We start from the raw sequence: 16900 nt of genomic DNA, 5'->3' as shown, positions 1-16900 counted from the left end.
GTCGAAAGGCCTGGCCCATCCCAGTTCCGTGAATCTGCCATTCTCGTTGTCGGACGCACCGGTGCCGATGTCCGACTCGCCCCGATTGAAGTTGTAGTGGTCCTCGGCGTGCACGGTCACAGTCATCGCCTGAGTTTGGACATTTCGCTTAGTACCCAGGGCTGAAGCCTAGATCGGTGAGGATCTTGCTCTCGGCGTCGGGGATCTCCGGCGGGAAGGTCTGCGTGGCGCCGTTGATGACGATGGTCGCCGAGCGCAGCGGGCGCAGTTGCTTGACGACCTTGGCGATGGACAGTCCGGTGCGCGACTGGATGGCATGAGAGACCGCCAGCGCGGCGAACACGATTGTCAGGTGCGCCTCGATGGCATCATGCTTGCGGTTGAACATGGGCCGTGCATCGAGGTCGGTCTTGGACATCCGAAACGACTTCTCCACGTGCCAGAGGTCGTGGTACTTCGCGATGATCTCAGCGGCTGGCATCACGGTGACGGGCACGTTGGTCACGTAGCCCTTGAGTCCGACCAGGGATTGGGCACGGGTCAGGCTGGCTTCGTCGAGGGCGCGGTCGTCGCCTCTGGTCTTGACGAATCGTGCTGTCTTGGCGTTCTTCTCGCCGGCCACGATCGCGCGTGCCCGGGCTTCCTGAGCCGCGAGTGTTTTCTGGTCGCGCCGTGCTCGTTTGGCCGAGTACGACCAGATCGCCCGCCACGCCCCGGTGTCGCGCTCGGGGTTCCAGACCGGCTCAGCACGCAACTTGGTGTTGTTGACGCGTGTGTTGCCGTGCCGCGGCGTGACGGTGTCGATGATCTGTCCGTCGGTGAAAACATCACCGTTCCAATGGAAGTGGGATTCGAGATCGCCAGGCGCCTTCGTGACGCGGGAGCCGACGATGAACGACAGCTTCACCTCATCGAGGGCGGCGAGGTTGCTCTGCGAGAGCATGCCGGCATCGGCTGCCACCACCATCGGCGTGCCCTCAAGGTTGTGGCGGGCCAGGAAGCTGGTGATGATCGGCACGATTGTGGTGGTCTCAGCGGTGTTGCCTTCGAAACAGCCGATTTCTAAAGGGAATCCGGTGCGATCCACCAACAGACCGACAACGATCTGAGGATCGACCCTGCGTTCCTTGGAGTAGCCGACCTTGCGCAGCGCATCTTCGGATTCGGCTTCGAAATACAGGGTCGTGACGTCGTACAAAATGAGCGACAACCCACCGCAGTCGGTGGCGTAGGCGAAGCATTTCTCGGCGATCACATCGCGGTGACCGCCGGTGTGGATCTTGCGGACATGGCGGTCGATGGTCTTGTAGGACACCAGTTCTGCGCCGAGATCCGCCAGTACACGCGAGGCGTCGAGCTTGCTGGTCGGCTCGACGATCCGAGCGATCACCAGATCCCGGAACACGCCATCACCGACGGCATCGAAGCCCAGCCAGTCGTAGACGTGGCCCAGCAGGTCGTAGAGCAGACGCGAGCTGGTCCCGACCGTGCGCCCCGGCGCCACCACGGGGGCCGCGACTGCAGGTCTGGGCTGCTCGGCGATCAACGTCTGCTCGCGAAAATCAGCGACACTAGTCATCGATTGGGCCCTGGCGGCCACCTCGAAATCCAGTGCAACCTGTCCGCCGATGACCATCTGCCTGGCCTGCTCGAGCAGAATGCCCAGCTCGGCATCGGTATGGGCCGAACCCAGATGCGCCAGGATCACCACCCGGCCAGCGTCCTTACGCGCCACCTGCACCGCCACCGCACCCGAGGAAGTGCGTACCTTCCGCACGTACGCCACCGCACGAACCTACCCGATTAGTACCCCAAAACACCCACCGCGCAGCCCAAAACCGCAGGTCAAGCAACTATCAACTGCGAAAATCGGCAAAGGTGTCCAAACTCAGGTCGAAAGGCCTGGCCCATCCCAGTTCCGTGAATCTGCCATTCTCGTTGTCGGACGCACCGGTGCCGATGTCCGACTCGCCCCGATTGAAGTTGTAGTGGTCCTCGGCGTGCACGGTCACAGTCATCGTGACTTTATTGCCTTCGACCTTGACGTCCGCGCTGCTCCACTGTTGGTATCCGCCAACGGCTTTCTGCCAGTTTTCTGTGGTGGGGTAGTTCGTGGTCGGATTCGGGTCGCCGGTCATCGAGAACGAGGTGTTGCCTGATCGGATCAATTCCTCGGCTCCGCGCTGACATGGCGCGCGATCCGGCGGCGGCCATCGGCGGATTCGGCGATCTGGACCGCAGTCGCGCCTGAGGCGGTGCGCACACGCCGAATCCAGACCGTCCAGCGAAGCCTACAGACCCATCTATAGAGGTCCAACAGAATGCGCGAGCAGAAAGATGGGAATAAAGATCGCAAGTGACAACGGCGCTGCCATGCAGCCGACCATCATGCCGCGGCCGATCTGGCCGACATTGCTAGGACCTTTCGCTGCAATCGCAGAAATTGCCAGGTCGATGAGAAATAGCACAGGAAGAACAATTAAGGCAATCATCCACCAGGGGGCGATTATCCATGTTACCGTCTCAAGAAAAGCTATATTGGACAAAGCCGCTAAAAAACCAGCGGCGCCATAACGGTTGTCAACCTCTGGTCTCGGCAATTTCATCTCCAATGTACTATCGGTATTTATCGAAGAATTAAAAAAGCGTATATCGCGCCGCCTAACAGGACAACTGCCGAGCAGCCCGTGAAGCTTAGGGCGTACGCTTGTCGCTGCGCTGACTGAGATCTCGATAGAACGCCAGCAATACCCAATGATGCGCCTGCGGCTACGACTGTCGCCGTCAGCATCCAGGCTCGCTCGCTCCCGAAACCACTCCCTGTGCCGAAGGGCCACTTCCCGAGCGCCCACAGGGCGAATAGCAGAATCGCAAATACTGATTGAATGACAAAGGGTGACGACCGGGTTGCCAAAGTCCAAGTCGAAGAGTCGAGCCTGCGCAGATCGGTGAAAATTGACATGATGAGTTAGTTTTCCAAGTCACATCGGTACTCCGCCGCCAGTTGGTGGCGGAGGTACGGCGGGCGGAGCAATGGCGGGACCGAATTGCGTCGCCGGTAGTGGTGCCGGTACATCGTACCGAGGATTCCAGCTGCCAGTGTCAAAAGGCTTGAACGCCTGTCCTCCTCCGATCCCTACGTCGTGGTGAAATGGTAGATTTACCGCGGGACCATGAGATCTGCCGGAGACGGCTGGATCAATAAGTATGGTCTTAGTATTTCCATTCGGAAAATCCTGATATACCTCCATCGAGGGGTAATCTGTCCGCGTGCCGGCTACCTGCACGCCATCTACGCCGGGCGTAAAGACTAGATCACCGTTTACTGTCACTGTGTGATCGGCAAAGGGACCCTGTGGATCTGCTGTTATCTGCGGAGCGAAAGGATTTCCGGCGTCATATTTTATCCGTACCGCGCCATCGGCGGTCTGTGTGACGCTGCCTTGGGGCGAGCCGACTTCCACTCTTCCCGGAGATCCATCCGCATTCAATTCAACCGATGGGTTCTGGCGCATTATTACGACACCATTTTCGTAATCGATATACGTTGTAACTTTGGTATCTTCTGGGTCAAAATTTGCATCGGCTGAACGATTATTTCCCATGTCCCGCTTGTAAGGGGGGAAACTAGTAACGTCTCGCTGTTCGATCCACTGCGATACGCGGACTACACCCTCGCCCGGAACTGGGCGTATCTTCACAACCCTGACTTCGGATTTCGTGTTCTCAGAATTGGTCCCGGCATATGCGGGATTGTAGGTGTGCGGGTCCAGTGCGGCTGCAGTGGACCAGTCAGATTTAGACGTCGGATCTCGACCGAATGTATTCTTAAATGCTTCGATCTGATTGCGGCGGCGCGCATCATCCGTGGACGGCGGGTTCTCCTTGAACCCGAGCAGTTCGTTATCCTTTTCATCCTCTTTATCCGGCCCGAACTTCTGATTCGTCCCCAGCTCGTCGTATTGGTTCTTGATATCGGTGATGCGAAAGCCCACCTTGAGCATGTCGCCGTTGGCCGTGCTGACGGTCTTGTTGACCTGGCCGATACCTTCTTTCGCGATCGGGATCAGGCTCTTTTCCCGGGCGTCGGAGCTGAGTGATGCGGGTAGCGAGTTGACGGCGCTGTCGACCCAGGACTTGGTGGCGTCCAATTGCTGACGTCCGCTGGTGACGATGTTGGCGGCGTTGGTGACTTCGGCGGCCATCTTCTTGTCGAGCGCGGCCAGCTTCTCGTATACGCCGGCGTGTTCTTTGTTGGCCGCGGCGTAGGCCTCAGACCCGGAGCCTTGCCAGCGATGATCGGGCGCGGCCGATTCGATCATGCCTTTCATGCGCATCAGCTGAGAGCTGCCATCGTGGCCAGAGCCATCGACGGGCGTGCCCACACCGAAGGTTTCGCGCGCTTTGTTCCACGTCGAATAGAAGCCGTCAAGCGCGCTCACAGAAATGTCCCCCTCGACAGGAATCCCCGACAGTTAACCGTCAGTATCTCAGGTCCGGGACTACCGAGGTGCCAGGAAACCCACAGGTCCGGGGGAGATGCACACCGACAGCGCGGCGGTGTTGGCGGCCACGGCAATCGATTGTCCGGCCCCGGGCAGTCGCACGAACACCCGGTTGAGCCCGGGCCGCACCGGCACCTTCACCTCGGGGCCTTCGGCCAGCGCCATGGTCAGCGAGCCGTCGCTGTTGGCCAGGTAGTTGATCTCGGCCGTCCAGTCGGCCGGCAGCAGCGGCCCATCGAGCGGCATCACCACGGGTTCGTCGGGCTGGACCAGGAACCCGCAGTTCGGCGATGGCCCCGCGACGATGGTGCGCACCCAGGTCACTTTCGCGTCGACCAATGTCCCGGACCGGTCGAACATGCGCAGATCGGTTGTGGCCGACGCGAACTCGGGTCGGGGGGAGGCCAGGGCGAACATGTGGCTGGCCAGGTTCTCCGGATAGGCCACCCGCTGCAGGATCAGCGGGTCCACTTCTTGGTCCAGCAGTGGCGCCGCTGGTGAGGCGGCGGCCAGCGACGCCCGGGCATTGTTCAAATAGGCCGGCACCGGGCTGTCCCGCCACACCTTCGTAAACGTCCAAGTCGAATACAGGCTGCTCGCCACGAACAGCGTCGCGACGGTGACGACGACAAAACTCCGCCGCCGTGACGCGGAAAGCAGACGCGAGGATTCCCGGTTCGGCGCACAGAATCCCACCGCCGCCAACAGCGCGAGCACCACCACCAGATCCGGCAGGTAGCGCAGCGTCTGGGCCAGCTCCAACGCGGTGAACCGGGATGAGCGCATGAGATAAATCGGGATCTGGCAGGCCACCGCGTAGCCCAGCGCCACCACCAGCACCGGCCAGATGCGGGTCTTTCGCACCAGCACCACCGCGACGGCAGCAACAAGCACCACCCAGCCCAGCGCCATCACCGACACCGGCGGCGTGGCCCAGGGCGAGGCGGGTGCCCAGCGCTGCCAGGACCACGGCCCGCCGACCAATCCGGGCACGATGCCATGGGTGAAGGACCGGCTCAGCAGGTCCCAGGTCATGGCCACGTCGAAGCTCCACCGCTTCTGGTCGACGACGAGCAGGTACACCCCGATCCAGGCGACGACGAGCGCCAAACATGACACCCACAGCCGGATACCGCGACGCCACACGTCAGTCAGGCCAAATGAACCGGTCACATAGCCCAGCAGCGCCACCACGGCGAACGCCACGAACGGGATCACCGCGGCCTTCTCGAAGAACAACAACCCGCCGAGGAAGACGAGCGCGCCGAGGACCGCGTGCCGCAGCGCCCCGGTCCGCACCAGCAGCACGGCCTCGCCGCACACCCAGGCCAGCGCGGCCAGCATGGGCAGGGAGTTCAAAGCCGCTGCCCACCAGGCGAACCCGGGTATCGCCAGCGGCGTGAACAACGCGAAGGTCAGCGGGATCAGCAGCACAGGTCGCCAGCCCAGGATCACCCACAGCGCCCGCAGCAACGCCAGTGAGGCCAGCAGTTGCATCACCACCAGGCTCACCGCGGCCAGCACCCAGGAGAACGGGGCCACTCGGGTGACCGCGCCGGACACCAGGAACGCCGCGGGCATGACGTGCCCGTCGTGATCGTCGAACAGGAAGGACGGTGAAAGCAGATTCTGGGTTCCGGCCCGGCCGATCAGGATCAGATCGTCCCAGTAGAAATAGCCTCCGAAGGCCACCACGGCCCGGACCACCAGGTGCAGCGCGATGAGCGCGGCGGCTGCGCGGGCGACCTTGTTCACTCTTGCCGACTGTACGGACCCAGCTGGCGCGAATCTGCCGTCGGTATGGTGTGCCCGTGCGAACACTGGTAACTGGAGCGGCAGGTTTCATCGGATCGACGCTGGTGGACCGGCTGCTGGCGGACGGTCACAGCGTGGTCGGGCTCGATGACCTGAGCTCGGGCCGGGCAGAGAACCTGAGCAGCGCCGAGAACAGCGACAACTTCGAGTTCGTCAAGGCCGACATCGTCGACGCGGACCTGCTGGGACTGTTCAAGGACGTCCAGCCCGAGGTGATCTTTCACCTGGCCGCCCAGATCTCGGTGAAGCGCTCGGTGGACGACCCGCAGCTCGACTCGACGGTGAACGTGGTGGGCGTGGTGCGGTTGGCCGAGGCGGCGCGGCAGTCCGGGGTGCGCAAGGTGGTGCATACGTCCTCGGGTGGCTCGGTGTACGGCACCCCGCCGTCGTACCCGACGAGTGAGGACATCCCGACCAATCCGTCGTCGCCGTATGCGGCGAGCAAGGTGGCCGGCGAGGTGTACTTCAACATGTTCCGCAATCTTTATGACCTGGACTGCTCGCACATCGCCCCGGCGAACGTGTACGGACCGCGCCAGGATCCGCATGGTGAGGCAGGGGTGGTGGCAATCTTCGCCCAGGCGCTGCTGGCCGGGCGGCCGACAAAGATCTTCGGCGACGGCACCGATACCCGTGACTATGTCTACGTCGACGATGTGGTGGACGCCTTCGTGAAGGCGTCGGGCGCCGCCGGCGGCGGGCAGCGGTTCAACGTCGGCACCGGGGTGGAGACGTCGACGCGCGAGATGCACACCGCGATCGCGCTGGCTGTCGGTGTGGCCGACGAGCCGGAGATGCACCCGCCGCGGCTCGGTGACCTGCGCCGATCATGCCTGGACATCAGCCGGGCGCGGGACGTACTGGGGTGGCGTCCGCAGGTGGATCTGGCCGCCGGTATCCCGAAGACGGTGGAGTTTTTCCGGACCAATTCCCGCTAAAAGATTGTGAGTACTCACTTTCTGTTCTAGCGTGGCGTCATGTCTTATGACGTCATCGTTCGCAACGGCCTGTGGTTCGACGGCACCGGTGCCCGCCCGCAGGTCCGCACGCTGGGAATCCGCGACGGAGTGGTATTTCATGGCGGCCACCGCCCGTGAGGTGGCGCGACGCCAGCTGGAGCTGGGCAGCAAGCTGATCGCCGGTATCGCCGCTGAGCAGCCGCCGCTGCCGGCGGTGTTGGCGATCCTGCGGGACATCGCGGGCAGCGACACCAACACCGTGTGGCATGAGCTACTGATGGCGGCCCGCACCGACGAAAAGCTGCGGGGCCCGCTGCAGACCGTGCTGGCCGAGTACATCGACAACATCTACGAAACCGCGAGGAGCACACCGGGAGCCGACCAGATTCCCGAGGAATCGTTCAGCGTGGTGCTGGCCATCTTGCTCAACACGTTCGACGGTGCGGCCATGGTGCGCCGGGTACTGCCGCTACCCGAGCTGGAGGATGCCCGGATCGAAATGTTGGCGGCGTTGCTCAGCCGCTAGCTCCCGGACAGTTCAGCGGCGTCGCTACCGTCCCAGAACGGTGACAGTCCGGTCCATGCCTGGGTCTCGTTGAAGGACAACAACGTCCGCGCCGCGTCGGTCAACGGATCGTCCTCGCCGAGGATGATCGTGCTGTCCTCGACCAGGCGTCGGGCCCGCTGACCGGCCGAGCCGAATTCGTGTCCGGCCCACAGGCACCATCCCAGGTAGTAGCGCCACAGCAACGTCTGGTAGGCATCGTTACCCGCGCCCCGGGCGCACTGCGACAGCGCTCTTTTCGCCGTCAGAACCGATTCGAAGAAATAAGCTTGGTCGGACTCTTCTTCGTCTGCGGCATCAGTTGCCCTGGTCTCGGCTTCGGCGTCGGGGCAATCCGGGTCGTCGCTGCGCTCTTCGAATTCCAGGCTGTAGGCGATATCGCGGGTCACCTCCAGCACGGCTTGCCACTCTGCGCGTGCTGCGTCCCGCCTTTCCAGGGCCGATACGGTCAATGGGTCTGCCTCGCCTCGTACGCGGGCGAGATCCGCTGCGAGAACCTCCCATTCCGAAATACGCTCCATCTGGTTGTCCGCTGATTCCTGGGTCCACACTGCTCGGGTATACCGGGCCGTCAACGTGGTGAGATCATCGTGACCGAGCGCATTTTCCAGCACCGGGATCAGGTCGTCGAGGTCGTCGAGGGTCTTCGCGGTGACCCCCATCGCCTCACCGTGCCAGCTCACGTGTGCCAGTCGAGCCGCCAGGGTTTCGGGATGGTGCTCACCGAGGAGGCGGAGTCGGTGCCGGTACACCACGAGCGCCTCCATGCTCGCCCCGTAGGGATCGCCCAGATCGCGGCGAGCCAACGCCGCCCCGTATGCCGCGGCCAGCGTCAGCTCGTGGCGCACTCCGAAGACACGAGTGTCGGCCCCGCACAGGTGAACCCACCGCAGCAGCCGATCGGCTGGATCTGTTGCGCCGTCATCGATTGCTGCCAGGGTGTGTCGGGCCCACAACGTATCGTGGTGCTCGGCACCGAGAACGCGCATCATCGTCGGGAGCAGGTCACGCAAGGCTTCGACGGCGCCGGCTTCGCCGAGGTTGTGTCGCCAGCTGGCCACCAGCCACGCCACCGCGAGTGTGTCGGGATGATCGTTGCCCAGGGTGGCGCGTCGGGCTTCGAGAACCTCGATGGCGTCACCCAGGGCCCCGCGCAGGTCGCCTGCGGTTTGGCGTGTGGCCGCCACCGCCAACAGCGCGTTCAGCGGCGCTGCGTCGTCGGCTTTGACGGATTCCTCGTCACTCATCTTCAGGGGAGGCCGGCACCCGCGCATTCTGCAGCGCCACCGCCCGGGCCAGCCGGGCGTAGCGCAACTCGATGTCTTTGAGCCGCAGGTACGTCGACAGGGTGACGAAGACGAACGCGATGATCAGCACGTACTCCATCAGGTCCGTACCACGTTTGACGCCAAGCCAATTCGCCACCACGGTGGTGTCGTCGGGACGCAAGATGGCATAGATGCCGGCCGCCACGAACAACACGAAGCCGACCTTGACCCAGGCCCTGGACCGGGCGCTGCGCCGCGACCCGAGCAGGTAGGCCAACAGCACCAGTACCGAGACGATCAGCAGGGCCTGGATCCAGTTCATCGCGACAGCCTCCTGCGTAACAACCCGTCGAAGACGATGTTCACCCCGTTGAGCAGCGGTTGCCCCTTCGACTTCGAGTAGTCGGTGTAGAGAATCTCCACCGGCTCTTCGGCCACCCGCCAACGGTTTTCGTGGGCCAGCGCAATGAACTCACCGGCGTGGCTCATGCCGTTCATCGTCAGGTTGAGTTCGTCGGCAACCAACTTGTCGAAGACCCGCAGACCGTTGTGCGCATCGGTGAGGCCCAGCGCGCGACTCTGCGGACTCAACGCGGCCGCGGCCCGCAGGATCACCCGCTTGAGCAGCGGAACGTGGGCGACGGCCTGGGTCTGGGGATCGGCGAACCGGCTGCCGACCACCAGGTCGACGTTGTCGGTATCGAGCCGGTCGATCATCCGCACCACGTCCTTGACCTGATGCTGGCCGTCGGCGTCGAAGGTGACGAACACCTTGGCGCCCGGGCGGCTGCGGGCGTACTCCACTCCGGTCTGGATCGCCGCACCCTGACCGAGGTTCACCGGGTGCGGGACCACGTGCGCGCCGGCAGCGAACGCCCGGTCGGCAGTGCCGTCGCGGCTGCCGTCGTCCACACACACCACGTTGGGAAACACCGAGCGCACCTCGGCGACGACATCAGCGATGACGCCCGCCTCGTTGAAGGCGGGGATGATGATCCAGACGTCGTGAAAGCGCATGTCGATGGGCCCTAACCTACATGGTCATCGTCGCGCCGCCCGGGCCAGCGCGATCAGGTGAACTGCGATGCCCACCATGGGGCCGCACAGCAGGGCGATGACGGTGCGCGCCTCCAATCCGACCGGCAGCAGCAGCAGCGCCACCGCAGCGACGGTGGCGATGATCCAGCCCGAGGCATACGCCCGGTGCAGGGCGGCCGCCACGGTCGCCGCCCCGGTGAGGGTGAGCATCGCAATGGCGACGGCGGCCGCGGTCAACCAGGCCAGCAGGGCGCCGTCGGCGCGGTACTGGTCGCCGAAGCCCACCCGCAGCAACCAGGGGCCGAGCAGCCCGGCTGCGGTCACACCCAGCACCCCCAGCCCGGCCACGGCGGCCGCCGGTGCCAGCAGCGCCCGCAGTCGCCGGTCGCGTTGATCGACGAAGTGCGCGATCAGGTTGCCCTGCATCGCAGTGAGTGGAACCAGCAGCGGAGCCCGGGTCAGCGTCACGGCCAGGATCACCACGCCGCCGGCCGCGCCGAGATCACCCGAGGTGGCCTTGAGCAGCACCGGGAAACCCATCACCAGGATCGCGCTGGCGCCGGCCGCGGCGATCGAATGCGCGGCGCCGCGCAGGAACGTCGCGGGACTGCCCGCGGTGAGCAGCCCGGCCGCCAGCCGCGCCGCGGGGGCGGCGATCAACATGATCAGCCAGGCCACCGCACCCGCCACGGTGGCCCACAGGAACCCGGCCAGCCCCCAGCCGAGCACGAAGGTCACGGCCGCCACTGCCACCCGGATTCCGGCGTCGGTGACCATCAGGGCCCCGTACTCGGTCCACCGGTTCACCCCGGCCAGCATGCCGAGCAGGGTGGCGTGCAGGCAGAACCCCGCGAGCCCGACGCTGAGCAGCACCACGCTCAGTGCCCGCGACTCGGCGAACACGTGCGCGCTCCACAGCGGTGAGCTGGCGGCGATCACCACGGCTGCGGCGATGCCGACCAGGGCAGCGATCCGCATCGGGTGGGTGGTGGGGCCCGCCGACGAGCGCTCGCGCGAGGAGCCGACCGGCACGCTGAGATCCCGATGCCGAGCCCCGCGCACCTCACGGGTGGCCTCCTGCAACAGGCCGTTGGCGGCGCCGGTCACCAGACCGAACGCGCCCCAGAACACGCTGAAGATCGAGAAGCCGGCGGGCTCGAGGTCGCGCGCGGCCAGATACAGCACGGCATACCCGCACAGCGCGCTGACCGCCGTCGCCAGTCCGACGCGGGCGACGCTGCTGCGCGTGATGGGGCCCGTCGATGAGCCGCTTGCGCGAAGAGCATCGAATCCCGGGGTGCTGCCGGCATCGGTCACAGCTCCGGCAACTCTTTCGAGTACAGCCACGCCTGCCACAGCGGTTGCAGCGGCTCGTCGGTGTAGCCGGCGGCCAGCCCGGTGAAATCATCGGTGAAGGCGGTGCTGTGCCGGTAGCGGGCCGTCCAATCCCTCAGCAGCGCAAAGAAATTCCGGTCGCCGAGGCGGGTGCGCAACACATGCAGGGTGAGCGCGCCGCGTTTGTACACCCGGTCGTCGAACATGTCCGCGGGCCCCGGATCGGACAGCAGCAGATCCTCGGGCAGCCCGCGCAACCGCTGGTGATAGTGCTCGGCCCACTCGGCCGCGCTGCGGCCGCCACTGTGTTCGGACCACAGCCACTCGGCGTAGCAGGCGAAACCTTCGTGCAGCCAGATGTCACGCCAGCGCCGCGCGGTCACCGAGTTGCCGAACCATTGGTGGGCCAGTTCGTGGGCGATCAGCCGTTCGGCACCGCCGTGTCCGTCGCAGTGATTGGCGCCGAAGATCGAAATGCCCTGGGCCTCCAGTGGGATCTCCAGGTCGTCGTCGGTGATCACCACGGTGTAGCCGTTGGACAGCGGGTAGGGGCCGAACAGCTTGACGAACAACTTCATCATCTGCGGTTGCTGTTCGAAGTCGTGATCGAACCCGCGGCGCAACCGGGCCGGCAGCACCGCGTGCATCGGCACCGGTGTCTTGGTCAACCGGCGGCTCTCGTACATCCCGATCTGCAAGGTGATCAGGTAGCTGGAGGTGGGCTCGGGCTGCTCGTAGGTCCACACCGTGTGCCCGGCGCGGGCCTTGCGGGAGATCAACTCCCCGTTGGCCAATGCGTAATACGGGCTGTCGGTGCTGATCTGGATGCGGTAGCTGGCCTTGGAGCTGGGGTGGTCGTCGCAGGGGAACCAGGAGGCCGCTCCGTTGGGTTGGCCGGCCACCAGGGCGCCGTTCGTCAGCTCCTCGAAACCGACGTCACCCCAATAGGATTCGATGGGACGCGGGCTGCCGTTGTAGCGCACCACGACGGTCATCGCGGCCCCGGCCGGCAGCGTCGAGGGCAGGGTGACCGACAGCTTGCCGCCCGAACATCGGTACTGTGCCGGCCGGCGCCCGTTGACCGTCACCCGCGACACCGACAGGGCGTCGGACAGGTCCAGGGTGAAGGTGCGCAGCGCCGCCAGGGTGACCGCGGTGATGGTCGCCGACCCGGCCAGGCGGTTGATCGACACCTTGTACTCGAGCTCGAGTTCGTAGCGCGACACCCGGTAACCGAAGTTGCCGTTGCGCGGGAGATAGGGGTCGATGACCGGGGGCGGCTGCTTCACGGCTTTCTTGGATCTGGTCACGCGGCCGGGTTTTCCGTCTTCTTGGCGGCGGCTTTCTCGGAGCCTTTGGCGGAGGCCTTTTCGACGGAACGCTTCTTGCCGAACATGTTCCACGGCGCGATCGGATTGCCCTGCCAGCGGGTCGAGGGCGGCACCTCGTCGCCGCGCATCACCAGGGAGCCGGGCCCGACGGTGGCACCGGCACCCAACCGGGCCGCCGGCAACGCCACGCAGTGCGGCCCCAGCGTCGAGCCTTCCTCCAGCACCACGCTGTCCAGTCGCATGATGCGGTCATGGAACAGATGGGTCTGCACCACGCAGCCACGGTTGACGGTGGCGCCCGTCTCGAGCACCACCAGGTCGGCCTCGGGCAGCCAATAGGTTTCACACCACACGCCACGGCCGATCGAGGCACCCAGCCCGCGCAACCACAGGTTCATCACCGGGGTGCCGCTGGCGGCCCGCGCGAACCAGGGCGCGGCCACGGTTTCGACGAAGGTGTCCGACACCTCGTTGCGCCACACGAACGAGGACCACAGCGGGTGCTCGACCGCGCGAATCCGGCCCACCACCAACCATTTCGCGATCACCGCGACGGTGCCGGCCACCGCGCCGGCAACCAGCAGCACCACACCGCCGGTCAGGGCGGTGACGAAAAAGCCGAACCGCATCGTGAGGGCCTGCAGTGCACCCAGCACCGCGACACCGATCGCGAACGTCACGATCACCGGGATCAACCGGCAGGTCTCGACCGCCGAGCGCATGATCTTGAGCCGAGCCGAAGGATGGAAGGTGCGCAGCGCATCTGCCGCGGTGGCGTTGCGGCGCAACCGAACCGGTGGACTGCCCAGCCAGGACGAGCCGGCCTTGGCCTTGTGCGGGGTGGCCGACAGCACTGCGACCAGGCCGTCGTCGGGCACCTTGCGTCCCGGCTGGGTGATGCCCGAGTTGCCGAGGAAGGCGCGCTTGCCGATGGTGGCCTTGGCCACGTGGATCCAGCCGCCGCCCAGTTCGTAGGAGGCCACCATGGTGTCGTCGGCCAGGAACGCGCCGTCCTGCACCTCGGTGAACTTCGGGGTGAACAGGGCCGTCGAAATCTCGGTGTCCCGACCGACTTTCGCGCCCAGCAGGCGCAGCCACCACGGGGTCAGCAGGCTGGCATAGATCGGGAACAGGTAGTTGCGGGCAGCGTCCATCAGGCGTTCGGTCATCCACAACTGCCAGCCCACCCGGCTGCGCACCGGGTGATAGCCCTCCGACAGCCGCACCGAGAGGATGCGCACCCCGATCACCGTCAAGGTGGCGTAGGCCAGCAGCGCGACGATGGCCGCGGCCGGGGTCCAGGCCAGCGCGGGCATCACCGCCGCGGCCGCGGACCCGGCGTCGTGGATACCCCAGCCGATCACCGCCAGACCCGCCGCCAGCGCCAGCAACGGCAGACCGGCCAGCAGCAGTGAGGACACCCCGTACACCGCGACCCACAGCGGGGCGCGTCCCGGGCGGTGATCGGGCCACGGATGACGGGCCTTGCCCGATTTGACCGCCGGTGAGCCCTTCCAGAACTGGCCGTTCTTGACCTTCCCTGTCACCGCCGATCCGGGTGCCACATCGGCGTTCTTGCCCACGGTGGCGCCGGGCAGCAACGTGGTGCGGGCGCCGATCGTGGCGTCGTTGCCGATCGTCACCGGCCCGACATGGAACAGGTCGCCGTCGATCCAGTGCCCGCTCAGGTCCACCTCGGGTTCCACCGAGGCCCGGTGCCCGATCTTGAGCATGCCGGTCACCGGCGGCGCGGAGTGCATGTCCACGCCCTTGCCCACAGTGTTGCCCAGGGCGCGGGCGTAGTAGACCATCCACGGCGCGCCGGCCAGGTTCTCCGCGCCGCTGGCGTCGGCCAACCGCTCGGCCAGCCAGACCCGCAGGTGCGCCGAGCCACCGCGGCGGTAGGTGCCGGGCTCCAGACCGCTCAGCAGCATCCGGGCACAGAGCACGGCAATACCCATGCGACCGAGCGGCGTGACAAACAGCAGGAACCCGGCCAGCACCCACCACCAGCTGAGTGGATGGGCCCATGACACAACTCCGGTCACGGCAGCGGCGTTGTTCAGCAGCGCCAACCAGACGACCCATTGCAGGCCGGCCAGCGTGGCCAGCGGCAGCGACAGGGCCACCTGCGCGGCCTGGGTGATCCCCGGGGTCGGCGCGACCTCGCGGGTGTGGATCTGCGGCGGCGGCTTGAGCTCGTCGAGATATCCGGCCAGGGAACCCAGCCGGGGATGGTCGTAGAGGTCGGCCACGGTCACCAGCGGATAGCGCTGACGCAGCGCCGCCACCAACTGGGCCGCCGACAGCGATCCCCCGCCCAGGGCGATGAAATCGGCCTCCGGCCCCTCGACCGGGGTACCGAGCACGTCACGCCACAGGCCGGCCAGCCACCCCATCGTGCCGCCGAGTTCGGGGACGTCCGGTTCGGGATCCCCCGGCGGCGGCCACGGCAGCGCGTTGCGGTCTACCTTGCCCGAGGTGCGGGTCGGCAGTTCGTCGAGCAGCACCAGCCGGGGGACCAGGGCGGCCGGCAGCGATTCGGACAGCGCGGCCCGCGCGGCGGCCAGATCGAAGGACGGGTCGGTGGTGGCGATGTACCCGACCAGCAGCGGGGTGCCGCTGGCGGTCTTGCGCACCGCCGCCGCGCCTCCGCTCACCCCGGGCAGGTGCACCAGCGCGTTGTCCACTTCGCCCAGTTCGATGCGACGCCCGCCCACCTTCACCTGATCGTCGGCGCGGCCCTGGAAGTAGAGGCCGTCGGCCTCCAGCCGGACCAGGTCACCGCTGCGGTAGGCGCGGCTCCATGACCCATGTTGGCTTAAAGAAGGCATGGGCGCGTACTTCTCGGCGTCCTTCTCCGGATCGAGGTAGCGGGCCAGGCCCACCCCGCCGATCACCAGTTCACCGATTTCCCCGAGCGCCACCGGCAGACCCTCGGCATTCACCACGGCCAGATCCCAGCCGGCCAACGGCAGGCCGATGCTGACCGGCCCCTGACCGTCCAGCTTCGCGGCGCACGCCACCACGGTGGCCTCGGTGGGGCCGTAGGTGTTCCACACCTCGCGACCGTCCACCGCCAGCCGGGCGGCGAGCTCGGGCGGGCACGCCTCGCCCCCGAAGATCAAGAGCCGCACGGCTTCCAGGGCCTCGGCCGGCCACAGGGCCGCCAGCGTCGGCACCGTCGACACCACGGTGATGTCGCGGCTCACCAGCCACGGGCCCAGGTCCATCCCGCTGCGCACCAACGATCGCGGCGCGGGCACCAGGCAGGCGCCGTGCCGCCAGGCCAGCCACATCTCCTCGCACGACGCGTCGAAAGCCACCGACAATCCGGCCAGCACCCGGTCGCCGGGCCCGATCGGATTGTCCTGCAGGAACATCTGGGCTTCGGCATCGACGAACGCCGCCGCACTGCGGTGCGTGACGGCGACACCTTTCGGAGTGCCGGTCGACCCGGAGGTGAAGATGATCCAGGCGTCGTCGCGGCCCAGCGGGGCGGCGGCCCGCCAGCCACGGGAGGATCCGGGACCGCGGATCAGGCCCTGCTCGGTGATCACGCCGACCACGTTGGCCTCGCCGAACACCAGCTCGGCCCGCTCGTCGGGATCGTCGGCGTCCACCGGGACGTAGGCCGCGCCACACGCCAGCACCGACAGGATCGCCACGTAGAGCGCATAACTGCCCGAGGGCATCCGGATCCCGAGCCGGTCGCCGCGGCCGATGCCGCGGGCCGCCAGCCAGGCCACGCTGTCGGTGACATCGGTGATCAGTTCGGAGTAGGTGAGCTGCACGGCGCCGTCGTCGAGGGCGGGCGCATCCGGAAAGCGCCTGGCGGTCTCGTGCAGGATGTCGACGAGGGTGCGGGGCGCGGGGGCCAGTGGGGATCGCACATACTGCGGCGGAATCTCGTGCTCACTGGCGGCGGCTGTCACGTATACAAACTACTAAGCCCGTGCGGCGGCGGCTCGCTGGTCGGTGCGGCGTGCCGGTCGGATTTCGATCAGTCGGATTTCGATTAGTCGGGTGCCGTCAGGCAGACTGGTCGGCGGAGGGGAGTATTCCTTCGCTGCGATGTCGTCAT

At 66.0% G+C, this 16900-nt stretch carries 13 protein-coding genes; 2 read left to right on the top strand and 11 right to left on the bottom strand.

All coding sequences use genetic code 11. From position 1 onward, the window contains the following. Window positions 1–148 precede the first annotated feature (148 nt). From FR943_RS24065 to FR943_RS24045, 5 genes are all read right to left on the bottom strand, one after another. The gene (locus FR943_RS24065) at window positions 149–1786 is read right to left on the bottom strand and encodes an IS1634 family transposase (RefSeq protein ID WP_217160788.1); all 1638 of its coding nucleotides are present in this window, start codon (window positions 1784–1786) and stop codon (window positions 149–151) included. A gap of 70 nt (window positions 1787–1856) precedes the next feature. Further along, the gene (locus FR943_RS24060) at window positions 1857–2138 is read right to left on the bottom strand and encodes a hypothetical protein (protein WP_217160787.1); all 282 of its coding nucleotides are present in this window, start codon (window positions 2136–2138) and stop codon (window positions 1857–1859) included. Between the two features lie 165 nt (window positions 2139–2303). Then, window positions 2304–2606, bottom strand: coding sequence for a hypothetical protein (locus FR943_RS24055; protein ID WP_217160786.1), 303 nt, complete (start codon window positions 2604–2606; stop codon window positions 2304–2306). A gap of 375 nt (window positions 2607–2981) precedes the next feature. Continuing rightward, complete coding sequence (locus FR943_RS24050; RefSeq protein WP_308170643.1) at window positions 2982–4442, bottom strand: EspA/EspE family type VII secretion system effector; 1461 nt, start codon at window positions 4440–4442, stop codon at window positions 2982–2984. A 60-nt stretch (window positions 4443–4502) separates the two neighbouring features. Then, entirely contained in the window at window positions 4503–6260 is a 1758-nt protein-coding gene (locus FR943_RS24045; RefSeq protein WP_217160785.1) for a hypothetical protein, read from the bottom strand. Between the two features lie 56 nt (window positions 6261–6316). Here FR943_RS24045 and FR943_RS24040 point away from each other — a divergent pair, with 56 nt between their 5' ends. Both FR943_RS24040 and FR943_RS24035 read left to right on the top strand, forming a co-directional pair. Next, window positions 6317–7258: a GDP-mannose 4,6-dehydratase gene (locus FR943_RS24040; protein WP_217160784.1), complete on the top strand. Its 942-nt coding sequence runs from the start codon at window positions 6317–6319 to the stop codon at window positions 7256–7258. Window positions 7259–7397: 139 nt separating this feature from the next. Continuing rightward, on the top strand, window positions 7398–7805 hold the full coding sequence (locus FR943_RS24035) for a hypothetical protein (protein ID WP_246585238.1): 408 nt from the start codon (window positions 7398–7400) through the stop codon (window positions 7803–7805). On the opposite strand, the gene FR943_RS24030 is transcribed toward FR943_RS24035, so the two are convergent. Genes FR943_RS24030 through FR943_RS24005 form a run of 6 tightly spaced genes read right to left on the bottom strand, consistent with a single transcriptional unit; the run spans window position 7802 to window position 16751 of the window. Continuing rightward, a complete protein-coding gene (locus tag FR943_RS24030; protein ID WP_246585237.1) occupies window positions 7802–9091 on the bottom strand; it encodes a tetratricopeptide repeat-containing protein in 1290 nt (429 codons plus the stop codon). The genes FR943_RS24035 and FR943_RS24030 overlap by 4 nt on opposite strands. Continuing rightward, window positions 9084–9434, bottom strand: coding sequence for a DUF2304 domain-containing protein (locus FR943_RS24025; protein WP_217160783.1), 351 nt, complete (start codon window positions 9432–9434; stop codon window positions 9084–9086). The genes FR943_RS24030 and FR943_RS24025 overlap by 8 nt, the downstream gene beginning before the upstream one ends. Further along, window positions 9431–10129: a polyprenyl-phospho-N-acetylgalactosaminyl synthase PpgS gene (ppgS, locus tag FR943_RS24020; protein WP_217160782.1), complete on the bottom strand. Its 699-nt coding sequence runs from the start codon at window positions 10127–10129 to the stop codon at window positions 9431–9433. Before ppgS ends, FR943_RS24025 begins: the two co-directional genes overlap by 4 nt. Window positions 10130–10153: 24 nt before the next feature. After that, on the bottom strand, window positions 10154–11467 hold the full coding sequence (locus FR943_RS24015; protein ID WP_217160781.1) for a hypothetical protein: 1314 nt from the start codon (window positions 11465–11467) through the stop codon (window positions 10154–10156). Further along, window positions 11464–12795, bottom strand: a complete 1332-nt coding sequence (locus FR943_RS24010; RefSeq protein WP_217160780.1) for a M1 family metallopeptidase — start codon at window positions 12793–12795, stop codon at window positions 11464–11466. The genes FR943_RS24015 and FR943_RS24010 overlap by 4 nt, the downstream gene beginning before the upstream one ends. Further along, complete coding sequence (locus FR943_RS24005) at window positions 12792–16751, bottom strand: Pls/PosA family non-ribosomal peptide synthetase (protein WP_217160779.1); 3960 nt, start codon at window positions 16749–16751, stop codon at window positions 12792–12794. Before FR943_RS24005 ends, FR943_RS24010 begins: the two co-directional genes overlap by 4 nt. Window positions 16752–16900 lie beyond the last annotated feature (149 nt).

It is taken from the genome of [Mycobacterium] fortunisiensis (assembly GCF_019050325.1).
GTDB classification, from domain to species: domain Bacteria; phylum Actinomycetota; class Actinomycetes; order Mycobacteriales; family Mycobacteriaceae; genus Mycobacterium; species Mycobacterium fortunisiensis.
The sequence above is the reverse complement of the archived record's forward strand: the minus strand, read 5'-3'. Positions and strand labels throughout refer to the sequence as shown.